A 23,888-nucleotide genomic window follows, 5' to 3' on the forward strand; every position below is an offset into this window, starting at 1 on the left:
CTGTCTGAGTGACAAAGGGAGCATTCGGGGACTTGTCCCTCCAATGCGACCGTCCCGCCATAAGGAGATCCATGTCCGTCTCGTCGAAATGCGTCCTCGTATCCGGCGCCATCATTCTGCTTGGACTCGGGGGCCTGGTGTCCCCTGCCGCGGCGCAGGACACCGGCTGGCGTATCGCCTCCATCTCGCCGAGCTACACCGGGGGGGACGGTTTTTCGGAGATCGCGGCAACCGGCCCGGCCGACGCTTGGGCCGTCGGAACCGCCCCATGCTGCGCTACCGATGGCAGGAAGATCACTCACTGGGATGGCAACACCTGGCAGTCCGTCGACCTGCCAGCCGCTCCACAGGGCACGCTGGAACCGCAGCTGTCAACGGTCGGGGCATCCTCTTCGGAGAACGTCTGGGTGTTCGGCAACGGAGCCGACGGACCTGCCTTCGGGCACCACTGGAACGGCACGACCTGGCAGACCACGACCTTCTCCACAGACGCTCGTATCAGGAAGACCGCCGTCATCGCCCCTGAGGATGTGTGGGTGGCAGGACTGGAACGGACCGATACCGGTGACCGGCCGATCGTCGAGCACTATGACGGCGACCAGTGGACGGAGATCTCCCTGCCGAGCACGGTGCAGGACGTCACCGCGATCAGCGCGGACGCGGCGAACGACGTCTGGGCGACCGGTGACGGTGATTCCGGCGTGCCCGTCACGCTGCACTGGGACGGCTCGGTGTGGCACAGCGTCGCCCTTCCGGAACCCTCCCTTGGCGATGGTGTCCAAGTGGCCGTGGGAGACATCCTCGCCGTGGGTCCCCACGAAGCGTGGGCGACCGGCTTCCTCACCGACATGGGCCTACAGCCCGGTCCCGTTCTGTGGCGCTGGAACGGAAAGCACTGGAGCCTGGTGCCGATCGACGCGCCTGATGATTCACTGACCAGCCTCGCCTCGGATGGAGAACACGGTGTGTGGATGGTCTCCGCAGGCGTACGTCCCACCGCCGACCTGCTGCATTACTCGCACGGCAGCCTCACTCGCGAGCCCGCACCGGTCGAGCCCGACACCACCGCGGATGTCGATGGGATCGTCCTGATACCGGGAACTCACTCTCTGTGGGGCGCCGGCAGGCTGGTCCGCAACGGGCACTCGGCGGCGGCCGTCTACAGGTACGACCCCGAAGACTGAGCCGGCCCCACCCGGCCCGCCGCGTGGGACACCCAGCGATGATCGCCGTCACGGGGTTCCAGGTGACGGCGGGCCGGCGTGATCTCGGAGTGCGGACGTCTCCTTCGCCGACGAGCGATGCCGATGGCCTCGCGGCGCGATGCACGCCGAAGATCGCTGTCTTCCCGGCGCGCCTAGGATCGGCGTCATGAGCATGTCGCTGCCGCTTCGGGACCGGAAGGTCGACATCTTCCTCGCGGTGCTGTTCTCGGCCTTCACCGTGACGTCGCTGATCAGCGACCTGCTGCCGACGGTGGGCGTGGACTTCTCGCGGCCGTCCGGCAACTTCTTCGTCAACTCGAACTACTGGTACGCCCACGACGCCGACCCGCTGTTCATGCACCCGCCGGACTGGATGCGGATCGTCACCGGGCTGTCGGCGTTCGTCTACATGCCGTTCTACGTGGTGCTCGTGTTCGCCCTGCTGACCGGGAAGAACTGGATCCAGCTGCCGGCGGTGGTGTACGCCACGATGATCGTCACGCTGACCGGCATCGTCGTGTTCGGCGTCGAGTTCTTCGGCGACCCGGCCACGCGCACCGGCAACCCGGGCAAGTTCCTCGCGTTCAACCTGCCCTACGTCCTGGTACCGCTCCTGCTACTGATCCGGATGCGCACGCCGCGGCCGTTCACCCGCCGCTTCTAGGGAGGCCGTGGCCGCCTCGGCCGGCGACCAAGGGTGGGCACGGCCGGATCGAACCAGCGACTCCTCCGCTCCAGATCCGAGCGCCGCGTTAGGCCACCTGCCGACTCGTGTCTGGACTTCAAGCGGTCCCATGAACGCCACGTGGAAGGGATCGGTAATGATCACTTTTCGCGGGATCAGCGAGAGCACTAATCAGTTTTGTGCGAATGCACGTGCAGATGCATGTTATGAATGTTGAGTGCTGAAGTCACCGGTTCCGCGCGTGCTCGCGAAAACGAGCTGTATGGACCATCGGTGCTGGTTGGGTGCGTTCACGCCATTCCGGGGCGATCCACCCAAAGTGGGTCTTGACCGAATCCGGTTCGTGAGTCGCGTGCCGGATTTCGGACGCTCTGTTTGCGACTTAACTGCCGACGCTGAAGGATTCCGTGGTGAAAGTTCCTTCAACAGTGGGAAAGGTATGGTTAGCTCTCGTCGTCGGCATGATCTTCGCTATGAACCACGTATGCGGCGGGTGAAGATGACGCCGACGCCAGGCATGGCGGGGTCGATCTCGTGCACCGGGTGGAGGTCTCGCCGCGTTTCGAGGGTCTTTCTGGAGGCGCCCAACGATCAGCGGTCGCCGAACCTGACCATGAGTCTCGCCGTCCACTCGTAGCGGTGTGAACCTGCCGGAGACGGCCCCTGGCCGGCGCCGGTGGTCAGGCGAAGGCCGGACGGTGAAGGGCCGGAGTTGCCTCCGGCCCTTCCCTGGAGCATCGACCCGCTTCCACCCGGGCCGAAGCATTGGTTCCCGATGCCCGCCCATAGCAAAAGCCGAAGCGAAGGGAACTCATCAAACGTCGTGAAGACGTCGCTGTATTACATCGCAGCATCTTCACGAATGACGACTCCGCCAGACACTTATTTGCGATCTTGAACGTTTTTCATCACTGTTCATCACCGTGACACAGGCCAGAAATGACGCATTGTGCACAGGTGGGACGCGAGGGCACGAGTTGCCAGAGTTTCGTAGCGTCTGCAGTGATCTTGCGGCATCATCTCCCGTGAAGGTGTCCCCCTGAAGATCTTGCACTTCCACGCCAGGTCCAGGGGAATTCTTAACGAAGACCCGCTCATAGCAAGGCGATCTTGAACAACCGAACAAAGGTTACTCATCATGAAAGACAGGCCTTCTGTCGGGTTGCCCGACAAGGTCCCCGATCACCAGGACCCGCAGGATCCGCATAGGAACGCAGTGCTTCTGGCGACCCTCACGATGATCGTCGTCGTGTTCCTGACCCTCATCGGCCAAGGTTGCCCCCCACGCGAGGCGGTGACGGTCACCGTCGCCCTCGGCCTGGGTGGCGCGGAAGCGGCCAGGAGACTGGCGAACGGCCGAGACGATGGACCAGAGGGCGGACGATGAACACCCTCGACCATCCCGATGAGGCCGCGGAGGCAACGCCCGTGGCGAGCCTCGACCAGGATCAGCTTCGTCCTTTGATCCGCAAGGTCACCGAGGACCTCGCCGGATGGCGAGCCAAGCTGAGCCTCCTCCTCAACACGGCAGTCCAATACGAACTGGACCGGGTCGGCGGAAACGACGGTCTCGACGTCATCGCGTCGGTAGCGTCCATGCGCCCCGCGGCTCTGTCGAGGTTGCTGGCCGGCGACTACCGGCCGACTCCGAAGGTATGGGATCAGATCGAACGCATCCTCATGCTGTGTCAGGCCAGCCGGGGAGTCGAGCGGGTCACCGCGGCGAGGCTCTACTTCGGCCGGATCGTCGAGCTGCACGGGGAGAAGAGCCGGCTACTGAACCGGGGCGTCGAGCTGACCCGCCGCACGACCGAAGTCGGCCGGGCCGCGCCGGCGGGAAAGGCGAGATCCGTCGCCGGCCAGGAGGGCTCCAGCTCCTCGAGCAAGCCGATTACCGTCGACGTGGCGGAGAACAAGTCCGCGGTCGCCAAGACGGAGCCGAGCACGGTGGAAGAGGACACTGCGGCGGAGCCTCTCCCCACGCCCGCGGCGATCCCGGATCTCCGCGGCTACGAACAGCGGCCGGATCCGCTGCTCGCGAAGACGCCCGCCAAGTTCGTGGACGCGATGCGCGCCTACAACGCCTGGGCGGGCAAGCTCAGCTACCGCGAGATGGAGCGCCGCTGCGAAAAGCAGATCTCCCACTCCACCTTCCGCAACATGCTGACCACCGACACCCTTCCCAAGCTGGCATCGCTGGAGATCTTCGTCAGGGTTCTCGGCGGTTCACCAGAGGATGTGCAGACCTGGGCGACCGCGTGGCGACAGATCGCCATGGGCGATTTCAGCATGACCGGCCGTGAACGCAGAAAGCAGAAGGCGATGGACGAGGGCGAACCACTCCGGCTGGAAAGCGCCTCCTCCAGATCGTCCGGTCACTAGCCGCCGGACAGGTGGGGAGGGGCGGGAAGCGCGGGTCTCCAGCGTGGCCGGGGGTCGTGGGCGGCAGATCGCAACCCCCGGCGATGAACGCTCGCGGCGTTCAGCCGGAGGTCGGGTTGTAGGCGAGGACCGTGACGCCGGAGGTGAAAGTGGTGGTGTCGGCGAGCTTCATGCCGGTGACGCTTTCGGGGCGGAACAGCGGCTCGCCCTGGCCCTTAAGGACGGGGTAGATCCAGATCCGGTACTCGTCGAGCAGCCCGGCCGTGGCCAGCTGGTCGGTGAGGCGGCCGTTGCCCCAGATGAGGATGTCGCCGCCGTCCTGCTCCTTGAGCTTGGTGATCTCATTGATGAGGTCGTCGCCCGGGACGACGACAGTGGGGTTCCACGCGGCGGTGTCGACCGGTTGGGAGGCCACCACGTACTTCGCCATGGCGTTGACGTGGTCGGAGTAGGGGTTGCCGCCCATGTTCGGCCAGGCCTGAGCCATGCCTTCGTAGGTGACGCGGCCCAGCAGCAGCGCGTCGCAGCCGGTGGTCAGGGCCAGGGCGTAGGCCATGGCGTCCTCGCTGTTGTAGCTCAGGGACCACTCGTGTGGGTTGTCGATGAAGCCGTCGACGGTGGTGGAGGTGGAGGCGATGATCTTTCGCATGATGTCTCCCTGGGAGTGCGTGCGGCTAGGTGGGGGTGCGGGCCTCGGGCCGCTCGCCCGGTGGCGTCCCCGCCGGGTGTGGCGCGCTGATGCCGAGATGATTACACGTCAGATAGTACGGCGTCAAACTATGAGATGGAATTTGTATCTGACCTCGAACTATGATGAGGGGCATGAGCGCCGCAGACACGCACGACGACACCCCCGCGTCCACCGAACCGGGCACGCGCGTGAGCGATCCGGCAGCCGCCCCGGACGCCGTGGACGCGGTTGTCGCCGCCTGGCAGCGGGAACGCCCGGACCTGGACCTCGCCGCGATCGCGGTGGTCGGCCGGCTGGGCCGCGTGAACCTGCTCCTCGGCCCCGCCCAGGAGCAGGTGTTCACCGAGTTCGGCCTGCAGCGCGGCGAGTTCGACGTCCTGGCAGCGCTGCGCCGCTCAGGCGCCCCGTACGCCCTCAGCCCTTCACGCCTGTCCGACCTGCTGATGCTCTCCCGGGCAGGGATGACCAACCGGCTGGACCGGCTGGAGGCCGCCGGAATGGTCGAACGCTCCCTGGACCGCGCCGACCGGCGCAGCTTCCAGATCCGCCTCACCGAACAGGGCTACGCCACCGTCGACGCCGCGATGACGCGGCACACCGCGAACGTCACCGCCCTGCTGGCCGGCCTCACACCCCGGGAACTGACCGCCCTGGACACCCTGGCGCGCAAACTCCTGCACCACCTGACCACCCCCGCCTGATGTGTTCCAGCAACGGGTAAGAAAGAGAATTCCCAGGTCGGGCGGATGAGTGTCCGGGCCGCATGGGTGATCCGCGTATGCGCGCCGGAGCGACCGACCGGCGCATCGGCGTCTCGCGTGTGCTCAGGCGTGATGTGCCCTCGATGCGCCTTGGCCTGGTCGGCGCGAAGCACGTGAAGGGGCACGCGAAGAGAAGAAAGCGACCCTCCGACCCCAGCCCGCAGGGGGCCGTGGGGGCGGAGCCCCCACAGCGGGGGGTTCCGGGGGGGTCGTCCCCCGGGCGGACACGGTGGGCACAGCTGGATTCGAACCAGCGACTCCTGGTTTGTAAGACCAGTGCTCTAACCACTGAGCTATGCGCCCGTAGCCGGGAAGGTCCGGCGACCGGCAAAGACTACCGGGATCCGCGCCCCCCTCGCCAAACCGGCGCTGCGGGCCGAGGTCTCACCGCGTCACGTGGGCGCCCCCCGGCGGCGTAGGACGCGGCTCAGGGCCGCCTCGACCTCCTCCGACAGGCCCGGGGCGTCTGAGGCGACCAAGGCGTCCGTCGTGCGGTCGGCCGTTCGTACGTGGCCGCAGTCGCGGCACTCGATCTCGCCCAGCCGGCAGACCAGGCCTGCCGAGTGGCAGGCCGCGCACTGGTCCAGGTCGGCCCGCCAGTCGACGAGCGACTGGCAGTTCGGGCAGACCAGGACCTGTCGTTCCTCGCGTACCCCGCGCTTCCACGGGCTCGCGCCGCGGATCGGGTCGGTCTGCCGGGCCCCGCAGCGATAGCAGGGCATGGCCCCCTCCAGAGTGTCCGGGGCCGGGCTCGGTGAGAGCCCGGCCGCAGGAGACTATGAGATTTCGGCGAGTGCCTTGCGGTACTCGTCGATGTCACGGGCGTCCGGGATGGCGTTCTCGACCTTCCAGCGGACCACGCCGTCCTTATCGATGATGTAGGTCCCGCGCTTGGCCAGACCCGCGTCCTCGTTGAAGATCCCGTAGGTCTGTGCCACCCCGCCGTGCGGCCAGAAGTCCGAGAGGAGAGGGAATTCGTAGCCCTCCTTCTCGCCGAAGGCGCGGTGGGTGAAGACCGAGTCGATGGAGACCGCCAGTACCTGCACGTCGTCACCACCGAGTGTGGGCAGTTCGTCGCGGATCGAGCAGAGCTCGCTGGTGCAGATGCCGCTGAACGCCAGCGGGTAGAAGACCAGGACCACGGTCTTCTTGCCCTTGAAGTCCGAAAGTTTCACCGGAGTGCCGTGCTGGTCCTTCAGCTCGAAGTCCGGTGCGGCGTCGCCAACCTCAATCGCCATGTTTCTCTACCTCTCAACGGATTTTCGGACGCAGACGTCAGTCTGCCATCCGGGGCCGAAGAGCCTGCCAGGAGACTCCTCGCCGCGAGCGGCATCCGACGACATGACGATCTCCCCAGGGGGAAACCGGTCAGCGCCGTGACTTGGGTGTGACCAGTCGTGTTCCGGACCACTCGCGGGCCGCGCTGACGCTGCTCGTCTGCGACAGGCCGGCCGTCTGTGCGGCCTCGCCGATGTCGCTGGGCTCCACATGGCCGTCGCGCCCCGCCTTCGGCGTCAGCAGCCAGATGTGGCCACCGTCCGCCAACGTGGTGAGCGCGTCGGACAATGCGTCGAACAGATCACCGTCGTCGTCGCGCCACCACAGCAGCACGACGTCGACCACGTCCTCGTAGTCCTCGTCGACCAGCTCGTTCTCTGAGACCGTCTCGATGGAGCTGCGCAGCTCCTCGTCGCAGTCGTCGTCGTAGCCGATCTCCTGCACCACCTGGCGCGGCTTGATGCCGAGCCGTTCGGCCAGGCTGCTCTGCGCCTGACCCGCGGTCGCGCTCACGAACGTCCTCCCTGTGTCGGGGCCGCGTTTTCGGGCCGCCATGATCATCGCCGGTCACCCGTGAGGTGCGGCATTGCCGGACAGTTCACACGGCGGACCGCCTCGTGCGCAAGTGTCTTGCCCGCATGGGAGCAAACCCGTCCACCTGTATCAACCGCTGTCCATGAAGCTCAGCCGTACCTTGCGCACGACATTGTCCACGTTGAGGTCGACTACGGCCACCGATTGCCACGTGCCCAGGGCCATCTTCCCCTCCACGACCGGAATGGTCGCGTGCGGTGGAACGATGGCCGGCATCACGTGTGACCTGCCGTGTCCGAGTGACCCGTGGGAATGTGTCCATCGGTCGTCTTTGGGAAGCAACGCGCGCATCGCGTCCAGTAGGTCGACTTCGCTGCCCGAACCGAGTTCGATCAGGGCGATTCCCGCCGTCGCGTGCGGGACGAAGATGTTGAGGAGTCCGTCTCCGGCGCCGGCACGGCTCAGAAAGGTGTCACAGTCGCCGGTGATGTCGTGCACCGTCTCCCTACTACCAGTGGCCACACGGATCACTTCAGTTCGCATGTGCCATATCTACCCGTCCATGTCGATCAGCGCGTGCGTTCGGCAAAGCTCGCCCCCGTCGTTTCACCTCCCGACGGCGGGTATCCCCTGAGTACGGACCTCCCACACGGTGCGACGCGCGCCAGGGCGGAGCTTGATCGCGACGGTTACCCGACGGTAGAGATGCGTTAATGCTCGTGACGTACGACGATGGTCCAGACAACGATCGATCCACCCCCGCACCTGGGTGAGCAAGAAGGGGAACCCGTGGCTTCCGGACGCCAGCGCTTTTCGATCATCAGCGACGGCCTCCCCAGCCAGCTCCCGGACATCGACCCCGATGAGACCCGGGAGTGGCTGGAGTCGCTCGACACCGTCATCAAGACCGAGGGCCGCACACGCGCGCGCTACCTGATGCTGCGGCTCCTGGAGCGCGCACGAGAGCAGCAGGTCGGCGTGCCGGGTCTGCGCAGCACCGACTACATCAACACGATCCCGCCGGAGCGGGAGCCGTGGTTCCCCGGTGACGAGTACGTCGAGCGCCGCATCCGCGCGTACATCCGGTGGAACGCCGCGATCATGGTGTCGAGGGCCAACCGTCCCGAGCTGTCGGTCGGCGGGCACATCGCGACGTACGCCTCGGCCGCGTCGCTGTACGAGGTGGGCTTCAACCACTTCTTCCGCGGCAAGGACCACGGCGAGTCCGGCGACCAGGTCTTCATCCAGGGTCACGCGGCGCCGGGCATCTACGCGCGCGCGTTCCTGGAGGGACGCCTGCCGCAGGAGAGCCTGGACGGGTTCCGGCAGGAGATCTCCCACCCGGGTGGAGGGCTGTCGTCCTACCCGCACCCGCGGCTGATGCCGGACTTCTGGGAGTTCCCCACGGTGTCCATGGGTCTCACCGCGATCAACTCGATCTACCAGGCCCGGTTCAACCGGTACCTCTACAACCGGAAGATCAAGGACACCTCGCGGTCGCACGTATGGGCGTTCCTCGGCGACGGCGAGATGGCCGAGCCGGAGTCGCTCGGCGCGATCGGCGTCGCCGCGCGTGAAGAGCTCGACAACCTGACCTTCGTCATCAACTGCAACCTGCAGCAGCTCGACGGTCCCGTACGCGGCAACGGCAAGATCATCCAGGAACTGGAGTCGTACTTCCGCGGCGCCGGCTGGAACGTCATCAAGGTGATCTGGGGCCGCGACTGGGACCCGCTGCTCGCCCAGGACGTCGACGGCGTGCTCGTCAACAAGATGAACACCACGCCGGACGGCCAGTTCCAGACGTACTCCGTCGAGACCGGGGAGTACATCCGCGAGAACTTCTTCGGCGGCGACCCGCGGCTGCGAAAGATCGTCGAGCACATGTCGGGCGACGACATCCGCAAGCTGTCGCGCGGCGGCCACGACTACCGCAAGGTGTACGCCGCGTTCAAGGCCGCCCGCGAGCACGTCGGCCAGCCGACCGTCATCCTCACCCACACGATCAAGGGCTGGACGCTCGGGCCGGACTTCGAGGCGCGCAACGCGACGCACCAGATGAAAAAGCTCACCAAGGCCGAGCTCAAGGAGTTCCGCGACCGGCTCTACCTGGAGATCCCCGACTCGGCGCTGGAGGCGGACCTGCCGCCCTACTACCACCCGGGTGAGGACTCCGACGAGATCCAGTACATGCGCGAGCGGCGCATGGCGCTCGGCGGCTACCTGCCGAAGCGGCACAACCGCTCCAAGGCGCTCAAACTGCCCGGTGACCCGGTGTACGCCGAGCTGAAGAAGGGCTCGGGCAAGCAGAACGTCGCCACGACGATGGCGTTCGTACGGCTGCTCAAGGACCTGATCAAGAACGAGGACATCGGCGCGCGCTTCGTGCCGATCGCACCGGACGAATACCGCACGTTCGGCATGGACTCGCTCTTCCCGTCGGCGAAGATCTACTCCCCGCACGGCCAGACGTACGAGGCGGTCGACCGCAAGCTGCTGCTGTCCTACAAGGAGTCCGAGCAGGGCCAGATGCTGCACGAGGGCATCAGCGAGGCCGGCGCGGTGGGCTCGGCGATCGCGGCGGGCACGTCGTACGCCACGCACGGCGAGCACATGATCCCGATCTACATCTTCTACTCGATGTTCGGGTTCCAGCGGACCGGCGACAGCATCTGGGCGATGGGCGACCAGATGAGCCGCGGCTTCCTCCTGGGCGCCACGGCGGGCCGTACGACGCTGACCGGCGAGGGCCTGCAGCACAACGACGGCCACTCGCCGCTGCTCGCGTCGACCAACCCGGCGTGCGTCTACTACGACCCGGCCTGGGCGTTCGAGCTGACGTACATCATCCAGGACGCGATGCGGCGCATGTACGGCTCGAGCGAGGAGCACCCGCAGGGCGAGGACGTCTTCTACTACCTGACGCTCTACAACGAGCCGTACCAGCAGCCCGCCGAGCCCGCGAACCTCGACGTGGACGGCCTGCTCAAGGGGCTCTACCGCTACGCCGAGGCGCCCGAGGTGCGGGGTGAGGCGCCGGGCGCGCAGATCCTCGCCTCCGGGGTCGGGATCCGCTGGGCGCTGGAGGCGCAGCGGATGCTGGCCGAGGAGTGGGGTGTCGCCGCCGACGTGTGGTCGGCGACGTCCTGGAACGAACTGCGCCGCGAGGCCGTCAACTGCGACGAGTGGAACCTCCTGCACCCCGAGGCCGAGCAGCGCGTACCGCACGTGACCACGGCGCTCGACGGTCAGCCGGGCCCGGTCGTGGCGGTGAGCGACTTCATGCGCGCGGTGCCGGACCAGATCGCGCGGTGGGTGCCGGGCGACTACTCCTCGCTCGGTACGGACGGGTTCGGTTTCTCCGACACCCGGGCCGCCGCCCGCCGGTTCTTCCACGTGGACGCCGCCTCGATCACCCTCGCGGTGCTGACGCGGCTGGCCCGCAACGGTGAGGTCAAGCCGGAGACGCTGCAGCAGGCCATCGAGCGTTACCAGCTCGGCGAGGGCGCGGAGGTCGTGGTCGGCGCGGACAGGACCCCGCCGGAGACGACGACCGACACGATGTCGACCGGCTGAGCCGGAGCTTCACCGCGGGGGCGTCCCATCGGGGCGCCCCCGCTTTCATGCCCGGACCGGGCGCGATCGCCGGCGAGTCCTTCCTCGCGGAGGCCGTCGCGCGGCGCGTCCTCGAAGGCGCCCACGTGAACACATTCCGGCCGCGACGTTTCGGATTCATGGACTTCGCGGGGCGCCGTCCGTGGCCGGGCCGTTCGGGGCTGCGGCCGTGCCGACGCTCCACTAGTCTCCGGAACATCACCCTCGACCTCCCCACATGAGTACCGGCGGCGTGGCCGCACTGGTGACCTTCCCCTCCTCGCCCCACGGGACTGACGAAACCGGCCTTCACCATGAGTCTGCAACGTCGAACGCCGCCTGCCGGCCGACCGGACGAGGGGACGTCCCGACCCGGGTTCGCCGGCCGGCCGGACACCGTCCCGGCATCGGACACCGGGCGCGTGTCCCGGTGGGGGAGCCGGCTGTGGGGCGCACGTGCCCGGATCGTTCCGGTGGCGCTCGCGCTCGGCTGTCTGGCGATCGTCGGGACGCATCTGTCCATGCCGTACCCCTCCGACCAGCTGAACTACATGAACGCCGCGGCGCGGTTCCCCTCACCGCTGACCAGCTCGCACGAGATGCAGCAGCTGACGCGGTTCGGCCTGCTCATCCCGGTCCGGCTGGCGATCATGGTTTTCGGGTACTCCCAGGCGGCCTACTACGTCGTGCCGCTGCTCGGCACGCTGGCGCTGATGCTCGGCACGTACGCGGTGGGCACGCTGCTCTTCTCTCGTACGGTCGGTGTCGCCGCGGCCGTCACGGTGATCGCGGCGACACCGGTGTTCGAGGACTCGTCCCAGCTGCTGCCCGACATACTGGCCACCGGACTGTTCACCCTCGCGCTGGCCATGGCGCTGGCCGTCCGCCGGGGCACGCTGCCGGCCCGCGGATGGGTGCCGGCGGTTCTCGGCCTCGTACTCGGCTGGTCCTACCTCGTCCGTGAGTTCATCGTGTTCCTCTGGCCGCTGATCCCGGTGATCGTCTACCGCAGGGTCAGGTGGACCGGGCTGGTCCGGCTCGTGGTGCCGGTCGTGGCGCTCGTGCTGGCGGAGACGCTGCTGTGCTGGGCCCTTTACGGCGACCCGCTGGCACGCGTCAAGGCGATCACCGGCCAGGGCCAGGGCTACTCGCCACCCGAGATCGCCGGGACGTTCCGCGACCTGCCCCGGCATGAGTACCTGCTGCGGCTGCCGACCACGCTGAACGACTACCGGGACGGCGCCTGGCTGATCCTGCTGCTCGGCCTGACCCTCCTGGGCGGCGTGGTACGACCGCGCCGGTTCGCCGTTCCGGCGGCGTGGTTCGCCCTGCTGTGGGTTCCGCTGACCCTGCTGGGAGGCGTTCTCGACCCGAGCAGGCCCCGGCTGCGGCTCCAGCTCATCCGCTACTGGTTCCCGCTCTTTCCCGCGTTCGTGATCGGCGGCCTCGGCGCGATCTGGCTGGCCGCGAGCGTGCTGAGCGAGCGGGCCGGCGCCCGCTCCGCGAACGACCGGGTCCGGCGCGCGACCACGCTCGTGGTTCCCGCGACCGCGGTGCTGCTCACGGCCGTGTTGACGGGGACGACCGCGGCGCGTGGCTGGTGGGCGGACCCGATGACCCGGGCGACCCAGCTGGAGTCGCTGCGATCGTGGCTGGCGGGGCACGACACCGGTTCGCCGGTCGTGTGGGCCGACCAGCGGACCGACGGCCTGCTGCGTGTCTACCAGGACGGCCCGTTCGGGGGCCGGGCCTGGCACGGCACGATACTCACCGCCACTCCCGGCGGTGCCGTTCCCGCGCCCGGGGACCTGGTGGTGTTCTTCGACGCGGAGCGGGGGCGGATCTGCGGCATCTGCCGTCAGTACGCGCGCCTGAACTGGGGGAACCCGCCGCTTCCCCGGCCGGGGTGGCGGCAGGTGTACGCCACCCGCGACGGCGTGGTCCGCCTGTACGCGGTCGGCCAGGGCTGATCCGTCGCCGAGCAGCCGTTCAGCCGAGCGCGGATCACGGTCGGTCCAGATAGGCGCGGGCCTGGAGGGTGAACAGCTGCGCGTACGCCCCGCCGGCGCGCAGGAGGGTCTCGTGGTCGCCCATCTCCGCGACGCGGCCCTGGTCCAGGACGACGATCAGATCGGCCATCCGCACCGTCGAGAAACGGTGGGAGATCAGCAGGGTGACGCCGCCGGACTCACGGCCGGCCCGTGACAGCTGTGCGAAGCGGGAGAACAGCCGCGCCTCCGCCATGGCGTCCAGGCTCGCGGTCGGCTCGTCCAGGACCGTCAGCAACGGGTCCGGCCGCATCAGGCCACGGGCCAGGGCCAGGCGCTGCCACTGCCCGCCGGAGAGTTCGTGGCCGCCCGTGAACCACCGGCCGAGCGGCGTCGACAGGCCGTCCGGCAGGCGTTCGACGACCCGGGTGGCGCCGCCTCTGGACACCGCCGCGCCGACCGCCTCCTCGTCGCCGATCCTGGGCAGGTCACCGATGCCCACGACCTCGCCGGCGGTCAGGCTCGGCCGCAGGAAATCCTGGAACACCGCGGTCGTACGCTCGCGCCAGCGGTCGGCCGAGACGGTGGACAGGTCGGTCCCGTCGATCAGGATCCGGCCCTCGTCGGGCACGTACATGCGGGTCAGCAGCTTGACCAGGGTCGTCTTTCCCGCGCCGTTCTCGCCCACGACGGCGACGGTCGAGCCCGCCGGCAGGTCCAGGTCGACGCCGTGCAGCACCGGCTCGTCGCGGCCGGGGTAGGTGAAGCTCACCGACTCCAGGCGGATGCCGGTACCGAGCCGCTCGGGCGCCGCGCCGGCCGCCTCGGGCCGGGACCCGGCGACGTACCGCTCCAGCCAGAGCAGCCGCCGCGCCGTGCGTACCGCCGTGGCGAGCGAGCCGGCCGTGTCCGACGCGCTGGAGACCTGGACCTGCGCGCGGCGCATCAGGCTCACCGCCATGACCACCTGGCCGGGTGAGGTGTGCCCGTGCACCGCTCGCAGCACCAGGACGAGGATCACGACGACGAATCCGGCGGAGTAGCAGATCCACCCCAGCCCCTCCCACACCGCGCTGCGCAGCGCGCTGCGGACCGAGCGCGCGCGCACCCGCTCGGCGATGGCGGCGTGCCGCGCGGCGAGCGTGCCGGTCAGGCCGTACGTGCGCAGCTCCTTGGCGGTGTCGGCGGTCGTCGCCAGGGTGAAGAGCTGGTCGGCCAGGCGCCGGTCGGCGGCCAGCTCGTCACCGGACGCTTGCTGGATGCGGCTCGCCCGCCGGTCGGCCAGCATCGGGACCAGGCCGATGAGCGGGACGACCATGACGGGCGGGTACACGGTCGCCAGCAGGACGATGATCGCTCCGCTGCGGATCACCACCTGCCAGCCGCCGAGCAGCTGCCGTACCGCGCCCGCGAGCGTACGCCGGCCCTCGCGCAGCTGGTCGATCTCGCTCAGCAGGTCGGGGCGCTCGAGGTGTTCGAGGCCGGGAACCGCGTTGACGAGGTACGCGATGCGCTGCACGAGAAAGGCGCTGACGCGGTCGGTCAGCACGGAGTTGCGGCCCGCCGACATCGTGGACAGGGTCCAGGCGATCGTGAACAGCACCGCGACGACGCAGGCGCCGACGACGACGCGCGCCTCGTCGTGGGCCAGCGCGCCGTCCACCATGAAGTGGAACCCGAGCGGGAACGTCGCCGACGCGAACGACGCCACCGTGGTCGCGGCGAACGCCCACACGAGCATGCCGGGCGCCGCATGCCAGGCGGGCCCGACCAGGATGCGGACGACGTTGCCGCGCCGCCACGGCGCCGCCGGTGTGCCGCTCATCGGCGTTCCTCCTTCGGGCCGAACCTGGAGACCTGGAGCTCGAACATCTCCGCGTACGTGCCGCCGGCCCGCACCAGCTCCTCGTGGTCGCCGAGCTCGGTGACGCGCCCGCCGTCGAGCACCGCGATCCGGTCGGCGCGCCGTACGGTGGAGAACCGGTGTGAGATCACCACACTCGTCACGCCGCCGGTGATCTCGAGGAAGCGGTCGTAGAACCTCGCCTCGGCTCGTACGTCGAGCTGCGCGGTGGGCTCGTCGAGCACGAGGATCCGTGCGCCGCGCTCGACCGCGTACAGCGCGCGGGCCAGTGCGACGCGTTGCCACTGGCCGCCGGACAGGTCCTGCCCGCCCTCGTACTGCGCGGACAGCACCGTCTCCCACCCGTCCCGCAGCCCCGCCATCAGGTCGGCCGCGCCGGCCCTGCGCGCGACGCGCATGAGGGTCTCCTGGTCCACGGGTTCGCCGAGGAGGTCGAGTGCGACGTTCTCGCGGGCCGTCAGGGGGAAGCGCGTGAAGTCCTGGTAGACCACGGCCACCTGCCGCTGCCATGCGCGCGCCGGGAGGTCCGCGAGGGGCACGCCGTCGACGAGGATCCGTCCCGCGGTCGGGTCGCGCAGCCGGGCGAGCAGGGTGACGAGTGTCGTCTTGCCCGCGCCGTTCACACCGACGACCGCGGTCGACCGGCCGGCCTCGAGGACGAGGTCGAGGCCGCCGAGCACGTCGTGGCCGGTGCCCGGGTAGCGGAACGAGACGGCCTCGAACGTGATGTCGCCCCGCGGCGGCTCCGCCACGGGGGCGTCGCCAGTGGCCGGCTCGGCGGTCGGCTCGGCGGTGAGCGCGTCGAGGTCCGGCACCGAGGACAGCATGCTCTCCAGCGCGAAGTCGGTCGCGTTCACGCTGCCGGCCTGCATGCTCGCGGGCAGCATCGTCAGCATGACGACCAGCGCGCCGAGCGTGATCGTGTGGTGGTACGCCGCCCAGCCGAGGGTCGCGGTGCTCGTCGCGTACGCCGCCAGGACAGCCGCGCTGAGCAGCGCGATCCTGCGGTTCAGCCGCTCGATCTCGGTCCAGGAGGGGCGCATCGCCTCGGCGTACAGGCTCCGGTGGTTGCCGACGAGCCAGTCGCCGAGGCCGAAGACGCGCACCTCCTTGGCGGGGGCCGGCCGCCAGGCGAGGCCGCCGAAGTACCAGCTGCGCCGCAACGCCTCCGTCGCACGCCGGAACGTGCCGACTCGGGACCGTACGAGCTCCCTGAGCGGCCGCCGCAGCACCAGCCACATCGCCAGGACGCCGAGCCCCAGCCACCAGTGGAACGTGGCCAGCACCGCGCACGCCAGGACGCCGGAGAGGCGGTCGCCGGCCCGGCCGATCAGCGTCATCGCTGCGCCGGAGGGTTCGTGGTTCAACAGCTCGCCCTGGGCCGAGGACAGCCGGTCGAGTACGGCGGGGTCCTCCAGGTGGGCGATCCCGGCGGGGGCCGACACCGCCTCGACCAGCCGTCGCCGCGACACGACGGACATCCGCCCCTGCACCATGGCGTTCAGGGCGTCCTCCGCAGGCCCGCGGAGCAGCGAGACCGCGTACAGGGCGCCGGCGACGACGAGCTGCAGGAGCATCCGGTGCCCGGCGGGGGAGCCGAGTCCCGGGGCCAGTGCCGCCGGGATGTCGCCGACGGTCCGGCCCATCGCGATGAGGACGAGGTTGGGGAGCAGGGCCTCGACGATCATGAAGACCAGGGCGGCGGCCAGCAGGCCGGGGGCGGCCGAGGCCAGCATGCGGATCACGCGGTAGCGCGGCGACGACCTCACGGCTCGTCCCCGCCGATGTCGTCCCAGGTGGCCAGCTCCGACATGAGCGTCCCGGCCAGCCGCAGGACCTCGCGCTCGGTCGGCGACAGCGTCTCCATGGCGCGGGACAGCCAGACGGCGCGCGACCGCATGTCGTCATAAAGGCGGTTGCCGCCCCGCTCGGTGAGGCGGATCAGCACCTGGCGCCGGTCCGCGTCGGTCGAGCCGCGCTCGATCCAGCCGCGTTCCTCCAGCCGGGCGAGCGTACGCGTGAGCGTCTGCGGCTTGGCGCGCTGGAGGGCGGCGAGACGGCCGGCCGTCATCGCGCCCTCGCGGTCCAGGTGGCTCAGCGCGCTGATCATGGAAAGCGTCGTGCCGTCGCGCGGCCGCTCGGCCCGCATCCGCTGGGCGAGGCCGGTCGCGCCTTCGAACGCCCTGACGGCCGCCTCGGGAAGGTCGTCCATGGCGAGGAAGATTAGTAAGCCGTAGCGAAGGATTCCACCCTGTTTTTCGGCCTATGAGCGTGTTATCCGTACGCACAGGCGTACATGTGCGCGCGTAGGGGTCACAGGACGCCGCCCGTCAGGAGGGATGGCGGGTCGACGCGGTCGCCGTGCGTTCGGCCCCCGCCCGGCGACCGGGCGGGGGTCCGACGGATCTCAGGCCCGCACGCCGGCCATGCTCCGGCACGCCTCGGCGCACGTCCGGCAGATCCCGGCGCAGCGCTTCATCACCGGGTCGCTGTTCATCGTCATGCACGCCTCGGCGCACATCTCGGCCACGCGCGCGCAGATGGCGGCGATCTCGACCGCGTGCGGCGACTGGCGCATCACCATGTCCGCGCACGTACGCGCGACGTCGACGCAGTCCATCAGCGGGCCCATCATCGCCATGTCCGCGTACTGGTTGCCCTGCTGCAGGCAGTGCGTGATCGTCTGCTCGCAACAGCCATAGCTCTCGATGCAGGCGTCGATGGTCTTCTGCATATCCGCGTTGATCTTTCCGCCGTAGTTCACGGTTCCTCCTCCGGACGTGGCCCCGCCTACTCCGCGGGCCGGGATCAATGACCCTTCACGTGGGCATATTCCCCCGACCGTCCGTCCGAGTTGCAACCAGTCGCCGCTTTTATAATGGTCGCCCATTATTTTGCGCTGACGTGCTGTACGGCCGTTCCGTCGCCCGTGGACACACAGGCCAATAATGTATTAATAGGTGATTAGCGACATTGCGGGCTAGGGCGGACATCGACCCCGGCCAAAGTGTGGGCGGCTTAGGTCGCCGACGGGGTAACTCTGCTCCCTTGGGGAGGGCGGCCGGGATGCCGGTACGAGCAGCGAAAGGACCGCCCGATATCCGGTATGTCGGACAGGCCGAAAGTGGCCGCCCGGAAAAACCGGTCATTCGTTGCCAGGTTGCGCGGCGCGCCCCACACGTGTTGTGAATTTGTGTAAAGGCCGGAAGCCTTCCGTTCCCGCGGGTCATGGGGTTGTGTCGGGGCGTACGGATCGCCGCGGGTCGCACCGGGACATCCTCCCCGAGCCTCCTCCGCTCGCAATAGCCCCGGCTCGCGGTCGTCCGGCCACAAGTGGGGGAGCGAGAGGCCCGGCACTCCGGCTGCCGGGCCTCTCTGGCGGGTGTCCCGGATTAAGGCCCGCGAGCCTTGTGGTTGTGGACTCCGATCGCGCCTCGAACCAGATACGGTCTTTGGGCTGACAGTCCAGATCATCCCGATACCAGAGGGGGATGAGCGTGCCCGGCCCGACGGACGAGAACGCACCCGCATCCGGCTCCGCCGTACCTCCCAGCGACGACGGCGGCGACTCCGCGCCGGAACGGGATGACGCACGCCCGCCGGGACACGTCATTCCCGCGCAGGCCGAGGCTCCGTCCGCAGAGGCCGAACCCCCCGGCATCCCGGATCCTGAGGTCCCGGGCCCTGACGGCCGGGACGCGGAGAGCGGCACCGAGACCGACGGCGAGGCCGGCGACACGGCGCCGCCGCCCGGCCCGGACGCCGGAGCCCCCCGGCAGGAGGATGACGCACCCGAGAACGCGCCGGACGCGCGTGAGCCCGCCCACGACCCGCACGACGCCGTACAGGACCCGCCCGATGCCGTGCAGGAGCCGTACGACGCCGAGCGAGACCCGTACGACGCCGAGCGGGTCCGCGAGACGCGCCCCTGTGCGTACTGCGGGCGGGCGGTCCCGCAGCCGGGCGACTCGTCGCCGCCGGTGCGGTACTGCGCGGACAACGACGGCGCCTGCGCGCACGCGGCGGCCGAACGGCGACGGCGCGATCAGGACACGCCGGGCCTGGCCGGCCAGGTGGCGCGGACCTGGGACATGGTCGAGCGGCTCGAAGACGTCGCCGAGCTCCTGGCGATCTCGCTGACGGGCGGGCTGAGCGTGGCCGGCGTCGAGCGCAGGCTCGCCGAGGCACGTGCCGAGGCCGCCGCCGGGCTCGCCCTCGCGCACCGGGAGCGCGAGGCGGCCCGGCAGGAGTCCGAGCAGGCCCTCGCCACGCTCGGCGCCGTACGCGACCGGGCACTGCGGGCCGAGGCCGAGATCACCGAGCTGACGGCGCAGCTGGAGTCGGCCCGCACCGAACGCGACACGGCGCGTGACATCGGCGACCAGGCCACACGGACCGCCGAGGCCGCCAACACCGCGACCACCGCCGTACGAGACGAGCGGGACCGGTTGATGGGCCGGGTCGCCGAGCTCACCTCGACGCTGGACACCGCACGCGACCAGATCATCGCCCAGCGCGAGGAGCTCGCCGACGCCAAGGAGGCGCACAAGCGGTCGATGGCCCTGGAGGAGACGCGCGCGAAGCTGAGATCCACCGAGTCCGAGCTCGACAAGATGCGGACGACCGCGGAGATCGCGCAGAAGGCCCGGGCCGCGGCCGAGCAGGCGTGTGCCGAGGCCGACCGGCAGGCGCTGGAGGCGCGGTCCCACGCCGATGAGGTGAACGGCCAGCTCGACGAGGCGGTCGCCGAACGCGACTCCTTGTCGGCCGACCTCAAGTCGTGCCGCTCGGAGCTCGAGGCGGCCGCGCCGCGCCTGGCGGCCGGTGAACAGCTCGTCGCCGAGCTGGAGGCGTCCCGCCACGAGCTCGAAGAGCAGCAGTCGAACCTCCTCCAGCAGCAACTGCGCTCACGCGAGCACTCCCAGATGGTCGACCAGCTCCGCGGCGCGCTGGCCACCATGATCGCCGAACGCGACACCGCGCGTGCCGAGGCCGACGAGGTCAAGGCCCAGCTCGACCAGCTCATCAACGCCAGCCCCCAGGGGGCCCGGCACGCGCGTCCGCCGGAGTTCGGCGCGCCGGCCGCGGAGGGGACCGAGGGCCTCCCACCGGCCGGCCCGTTCCCGCCCCCCGGTTCGTTCCCGAGCTCCCCACCGGGCCACGACTTCGGCGGCGTGACCGGCCCGCCCGAGTCGTTCCGCCGCCACCGCTTCCTTCCGCCCAAGGACGAGTGACCCGCCGGGAGACCGTACGGGAAGGGCGGCCCGTCAGGGGGAACGAAGGCGGTTCGCGGTGACCCTGGCGAGCACGGCCGGGGAGAACAACGAGGCCGGCGGTGACGAGAGCGCGATGACCTCGAGCAGGCTCGCGCAGACGCGTGGGTTCACGTTGGCCGTGGCGACGACGCGGTCGACATAGGAGTTGATCAGCCGGGTGCGCAGCCGCGTCGGGGCCGCCTCCGTCTCCCGGTAGCGGAGGTCCTCTCCCGTCGCGATGAGCCACGCTCCCGAGGCGCTGCGCGCGACCCGTCGCTGGAACCGGCGTTCGAGGCCGTCCGGCTCGTCCCGCAGGCAGCGGTCCAGCTCCAGCGCGGAGATCGCGGCGACGCTCATGCCCTGTCCGTAGATCGGGTTGAAGGCGCACGCCGCGTCGCCCATGACGACGAAGCCGCGCGGCCACGCGGGCAGGCGCTCGTAGTGCCGCCGGTGGTTCGCGGTACGGCGGAAGCCGCAGATCGGGCTCAGCGGCTCCGCGTCGCGGATGGTCTCGTACAGCACTGGGTCCCGCAGCCCCTTGGCGAACTCCAGGAAGGCGTCCTCTCCCGTCGGGCCGTAGTCGCCGCCGGCCCCGGACAGGCTGCAGATCCAGCGTCCGCCCTCCTGGGGGAACAGGCCGCCCGTACGGCGGGTCGCCGGAGGGTCCGCCTGCAGGTAGAGCGCCTTCCAGCCGGGATCGAAGCCGGGCGGGATGGCGTAGTAGCGGCTCGCGTACCCCAGGAGCGGGTCCACCAGCGTCTCCGGTGGCGCCGGATAGCCGAGAGTGCCCAGCCACGCCGGTGCCCGCGATCCCCGGCCGGTGGCGTCCACGACCAGGTCGGCCGCCATCGCCTCGCCCGAACGGAGCGCGACTCCGGCCACGTCGGCGCCCCGTGGCAGGAGACCGGTCACCTCGTTGCCCTCCAGCACGTCCAGCGACGGGGAGGCGGCCAGCCGCGCACGTACGGCCCAGTCCAGCAGAGGGCGGCTGAACGTCAGCAGCCGTGCGAGGTCGAAACGCGTGCGCCAGCCGGCGGACGTCAGCCACAGCGCGTCGGCCGGCACCTTGAGCTCCACCGCTCCGGCGTGGATGAGGGTCTCCTCCAGGCCCGGGAAGAGGTCCTCCATGAGCTCCATGCCCCGGGTCCAGAGCACGTGCAGGTGCCGGGACTGGGGGATGCCCGGACGGAACGCCGCACCGGCCGGGAACCGGTCGCGCTCGACCAGCGTCACGCGGTCGAAGTGGTCGAGGAGCACGCGGACGGCGAGGAGCCCGGCCAGGCTGCCGCCGATGACGACGGCGTGGTCGCGGTTCATGTACGGCCTCCCGGGTGCGACGGGGGCGGACAAAAGCTCCACGATGGCGTGCCCTTATATGAAACAGGCATATTGACCTGCTGTGAAGGGCGCGGATACTGGGAAAACCCGAGCGAGGAGTCGCGAGATGACTACTGACAGCGGTCCCGTCAATCGACCCCCTTCCCGTACGCAACATCATCGGACGGTCAAAAGCGAACTAACCGAAACTCCGCATCCAGCATGGGCCCTGACCATGGTGGATGCTCTACGGCCCGATTGGTCCGCGGTACTCGAGGCGCCACTGTTCGCCGCGACCACCGAGCGAGACTTCCCGGAAAAGGCCTGGCGGCGGATGCTGCTGGAGTTCTTCTGCGTCGTCGAGGCGTTCCCGAAGTACATGGGCGTCTATCTGGCGAAGACCACATTCGGCCAGACGCCCGGCGACTATCTCGCCCGCGACTGGCTGATCGGCAATATCCGTACCGAGGCCCTGCACGCCCAGTGGTACGCCGACTGGGCCGCCGCCCACGGCATCGGCTACGACGAGCTCGTCTCCCACCGGCCGGGCCCCGAGGTGGGCGCGCTGTACGAGTACCTGTGGTCGGTCTGCTACCGCGGCACGCTCGCCGAGGCGTTCGGCGCGGTCAACTACGCGATCGAGGGCACGACGGGGGAGTGGACCCAGCTCGTCCTTCCGGCCTTCCGCAAGCTGTATCCCGACGATACGAGGGCGTTGCTCTGGCTCACCGAGCACGCCGAGTACGACGACGCCCACCCCCGCGAGGCCTTCGAGCTCATCAAGATCACCGTTGGAGGCGAGGACGAGCGGAAGAAGGTCGAGTCGGCGGCGCGCCGATCGCTCGAACTCTTCCGGCGCGGGATCGACGCGTGTTTAGACGACATTGGGTAATGCGACGATGAATTCTCGATCAAATCAGGGGGGCTTTACTCGAATTTTCCTCTGATAATGGAATAGAACGTCCCCATCATGCGGTGATATGCCGCATGTGTACTTTCCTGCTGCCTGTCAAAGACTCGCCGTCTTTGGCATCCTCGCCGCTCAGCGTGGGTATCTCATGGTCGATCACGCTTTGCGACTAACGATCCGAGCCGCAGGAAGGGTTGCGAATGCACGTCACTGCCAGTGGTCTGAGAGTGGTCGTCGCGACCACCACCGGCGCCGCGATGGTCATTTGCGCGGGATGCGGTGGCGGTGGCAGTTCATCAGCGGGAGACAGCGCCGGCCGGAAAGGAAACGCCGCGGCGGCGCGGGTGCTGATCAGCCCCGCCAACGGCACTGCCGGCGTACGGCCCGATGATCCGGTCATCGTCCGCTCCTCGGGAGGGCGTCTCGCGGACGTCGTCCTGGACAGCGGCGGCAGGCGGGTCTCGGGGGAGTTCAATCCGGACCACACGCAGTGGCAGTCGAAGTGGACCCTCCAGCCGGGCGCCAAGATCAGCGTGCGGGCCAGTGCGCTGAACGCCGACGGCCGGCCGGCCACGGCGGTGAGCAGTTTCGACACCGAGAAGCCCGCCGGCACGTTCAAGGCCGCACAGGACGAGATCCTCGAGAGCCGCAAAGGCGAGACGTACGGCGTCGGCCTGCCCCTGATCCTCAACTTCGACCAGCCCGTACGCGACCGCGCCGCGGTCGAGAAGTCACTGCAGGTGATCGCCGAAAAGCCGGTTCTGGGCGCGTGGCACTGGTTCGACGACAAGCAGGTGATCTACCGGGCGAAGGACTACTGGCCCGCGCATCAGAAGATCACGCTGATCGCCCACCTGGGCGGGGTGAAGGGCGGCAAGGGCGTGTACGGCGCCAAGGACCTCGTCCGCACCTACAAGATCGGCGCCGCGCAGATCTCCTACCTCAACATCGCCAGCCACCAGATGCGGGTCGAGTGGGACGGCAAGACGGTCCGCCACGTCCCCATCAGCGCGGGTATGGGCGGCAGCGCGGAGTACACCACGACCAGCGGCATCCACCTCAACATGGAAAAGGACGAGGACGTCGTCATGACCTCGCCCGGCCGCGGCCCCGGTGACGCCGGCTACTACAGCGAGCTCATCCACTACGCGGTCCGCGTCTCGGGTGCCGGGGAGTACCTCCACCAGACGCCCGGCGACGAGGGATGCCTCGGGAACAGCAACTGCAGCCATGGCTGCATCCGCCAGTCCGCCACGGACGCGATCTGGTACTACAAGCACTCCCAGCCCGGTGACCCGACGGACATCACCGGCACCGACCGCCAGGTCGAGCCCGACAACGGCTGGTCCTTCTACCAGATGTCCTGGAACAAGTGGCTGAAGGGCAGCGCGCTCCACCATCGTTGACCGGCGGAAATGCCCAAG

20 protein-coding genes and 1 tRNA gene are annotated in these 23,888 nt (G+C 69.2%); 10 read left to right on the plus strand and 11 right to left on the minus strand.

The window, feature by feature from the left end:
- Nucleotides 1-71 precede the first annotated feature (71 nt).
- From FB559_RS26815 to FB559_RS26830, 4 genes are all read left to right on the plus strand, one after another.
- On the plus strand, nt 72-1,184 hold the full coding sequence (locus tag FB559_RS26815; RefSeq protein WP_141958791.1) for a beta propeller repeat protein: 1,113 nt from the start codon (nt 72-74) through the stop codon (nt 1,182-1,184).
- Between the two features lie 187 nt (nt 1,185-1,371).
- A complete protein-coding gene (locus FB559_RS26820; RefSeq protein WP_141958793.1) occupies nt 1,372-1,869 on the plus strand; it encodes an EXPERA domain-containing protein in 498 nt (165 codons plus the stop codon).
- 1,159 nt (nt 1,870-3,028) lie between these two features.
- Nucleotides 3,029-3,277: a hypothetical protein gene (locus FB559_RS26825; protein ID WP_141958795.1), complete on the plus strand. Its 249-nt coding sequence runs from the start codon at nt 3,029-3,031 to the stop codon at nt 3,275-3,277.
- Nucleotides 3,274-4,272 carry a hypothetical protein gene (locus FB559_RS26830; protein ID WP_141958797.1) on the plus strand — a complete coding sequence of 333 codons (999 nt, stop codon included), beginning with the start codon at nt 3,274-3,276 and terminating at the stop codon, nt 4,270-4,272. The genes FB559_RS26825 and FB559_RS26830 overlap by 4 nt, the downstream gene beginning before the upstream one ends.
- A gap of 100 nt (nt 4,273-4,372) precedes the next feature.
- On the opposite strand, the gene FB559_RS26835 is transcribed toward FB559_RS26830, so the two are convergent.
- A complete protein-coding gene (locus FB559_RS26835; RefSeq protein ID WP_141958800.1) occupies nt 4,373-4,921 on the minus strand; it encodes a dihydrofolate reductase family protein in 549 nt (182 codons plus the stop codon).
- 173 nt (nt 4,922-5,094) lie between these two features.
- Here FB559_RS26835 and FB559_RS26840 point away from each other — a divergent pair, with 173 nt between their 5' ends.
- Nucleotides 5,095-5,664, plus strand: a complete 570-nt coding sequence (locus tag FB559_RS26840; protein WP_141958802.1) for a MarR family winged helix-turn-helix transcriptional regulator — start codon at nt 5,095-5,097, stop codon at nt 5,662-5,664.
- A 290-nt stretch (nt 5,665-5,954) separates the two neighbouring features.
- Here the strand turns inward: FB559_RS26840 and FB559_RS26845 are convergent.
- From FB559_RS26845 to FB559_RS26865, 5 genes are all read right to left on the minus strand, one after another.
- A tRNA-Val gene (locus FB559_RS26845) sits at nt 5,955-6,027 on the minus strand.
- 89 nt (nt 6,028-6,116) lie between these two features.
- Nucleotides 6,117-6,446 (minus strand): hypothetical protein, encoded by a 330-nt coding sequence (locus FB559_RS26850; RefSeq protein ID WP_141958804.1) that lies wholly within the window; start codon nt 6,444-6,446, stop codon nt 6,117-6,119.
- Between the two features lie 54 nt (nt 6,447-6,500).
- Nucleotides 6,501-6,962: a peroxiredoxin gene (locus FB559_RS26855; protein ID WP_141958806.1), complete on the minus strand. Its 462-nt coding sequence runs from the start codon at nt 6,960-6,962 to the stop codon at nt 6,501-6,503.
- A 130-nt stretch (nt 6,963-7,092) separates the two neighbouring features.
- Nucleotides 7,093-7,515 (minus strand): DUF3052 domain-containing protein, encoded by a 423-nt coding sequence (locus tag FB559_RS26860; RefSeq protein WP_141958808.1) that lies wholly within the window; start codon nt 7,513-7,515, stop codon nt 7,093-7,095.
- 150 nt (nt 7,516-7,665) lie between these two features.
- Complete coding sequence (locus FB559_RS26865) at nt 7,666-8,079, minus strand: secondary thiamine-phosphate synthase enzyme YjbQ (protein WP_141958810.1); 414 nt, start codon at nt 8,077-8,079, stop codon at nt 7,666-7,668.
- Nucleotides 8,080-8,325: 246 nt separating this feature from the next.
- Here FB559_RS26865 and aceE point away from each other — a divergent pair, with 246 nt between their 5' ends.
- Both aceE and FB559_RS26875 read left to right on the plus strand, forming a co-directional pair.
- Nucleotides 8,326-11,112 (plus strand): pyruvate dehydrogenase (acetyl-transferring), homodimeric type, encoded by a 2,787-nt coding sequence (gene aceE / locus FB559_RS26870; RefSeq protein ID WP_141958812.1) that lies wholly within the window; start codon nt 8,326-8,328, stop codon nt 11,110-11,112.
- A 440-nt stretch (nt 11,113-11,552) separates the two neighbouring features.
- Nucleotides 11,553-13,100 carry a hypothetical protein gene (locus tag FB559_RS26875; protein ID WP_141958814.1) on the plus strand — a complete coding sequence of 516 codons (1,548 nt, stop codon included), beginning with the start codon at nt 11,553-11,555 and terminating at the stop codon, nt 13,098-13,100.
- A 34-nt stretch (nt 13,101-13,134) separates the two neighbouring features.
- Here the strand turns inward: FB559_RS26875 and FB559_RS26880 are convergent, their stop codons facing one another.
- From FB559_RS26880 to FB559_RS26895, 4 genes are all read right to left on the minus strand, one after another.
- Complete coding sequence (locus FB559_RS26880) at nt 13,135-14,943, minus strand: ABC transporter ATP-binding protein (RefSeq protein ID WP_141958816.1); 1,809 nt, start codon at nt 14,941-14,943, stop codon at nt 13,135-13,137.
- Entirely contained in the window at nt 14,940-16,751 is a 1,812-nt protein-coding gene (locus tag FB559_RS26885) for an ABC transporter ATP-binding protein (RefSeq protein ID WP_141958818.1), read from the minus strand. The genes FB559_RS26880 and FB559_RS26885 overlap by 4 nt, the downstream gene beginning before the upstream one ends.
- A complete protein-coding gene (locus FB559_RS26890) occupies nt 16,748-17,194 on the minus strand; it encodes a MarR family winged helix-turn-helix transcriptional regulator (RefSeq protein ID WP_141958820.1) in 447 nt (148 codons plus the stop codon). Before FB559_RS26890 ends, FB559_RS26885 begins: the two co-directional genes overlap by 4 nt.
- 195 nt (nt 17,195-17,389) lie before the next feature.
- Nucleotides 17,390-17,746, minus strand: coding sequence for a four-helix bundle copper-binding protein (locus FB559_RS26895; protein ID WP_221640194.1), 357 nt, complete (start codon nt 17,744-17,746; stop codon nt 17,390-17,392).
- Between the two features lie 727 nt (nt 17,747-18,473).
- Between FB559_RS26895 and FB559_RS26900 the strand changes: the two genes are divergently transcribed.
- On the plus strand, nt 18,474-20,216 hold the full coding sequence (locus FB559_RS26900) for a coiled-coil domain-containing protein (protein ID WP_141958822.1): 1,743 nt from the start codon (nt 18,474-18,476) through the stop codon (nt 20,214-20,216).
- Between the two features lie 33 nt (nt 20,217-20,249).
- Here FB559_RS26900 and FB559_RS26905 read toward each other — a convergent pair whose 3' ends face one another.
- On the minus strand, nt 20,250-21,554 hold the full coding sequence (locus FB559_RS26905; protein ID WP_141958824.1) for an FAD-dependent oxidoreductase: 1,305 nt from the start codon (nt 21,552-21,554) through the stop codon (nt 20,250-20,252).
- A gap of 235 nt (nt 21,555-21,789) precedes the next feature.
- Here FB559_RS26905 and FB559_RS26910 point away from each other — a divergent pair, with 235 nt between their 5' ends.
- A complete protein-coding gene (locus tag FB559_RS26910; RefSeq protein ID WP_221640195.1) occupies nt 21,790-22,446 on the plus strand; it encodes an iron-containing redox enzyme family protein in 657 nt (218 codons plus the stop codon).
- A gap of 218 nt (nt 22,447-22,664) precedes the next feature.
- Nucleotides 22,665-23,870: a L,D-transpeptidase gene (locus FB559_RS26915; protein ID WP_141958828.1), complete on the plus strand. Its 1,206-nt coding sequence runs from the start codon at nt 22,665-22,667 to the stop codon at nt 23,868-23,870.
- The last annotated feature ends 18 nt before the right edge of the window (nt 23,871-23,888 follow it).

The organism is Actinoallomurus bryophytorum, assembly GCF_006716425.1.
Taxonomy (GTDB): domain Bacteria; phylum Actinomycetota; class Actinomycetes; order Streptosporangiales; family Streptosporangiaceae; genus Actinoallomurus; species Actinoallomurus bryophytorum.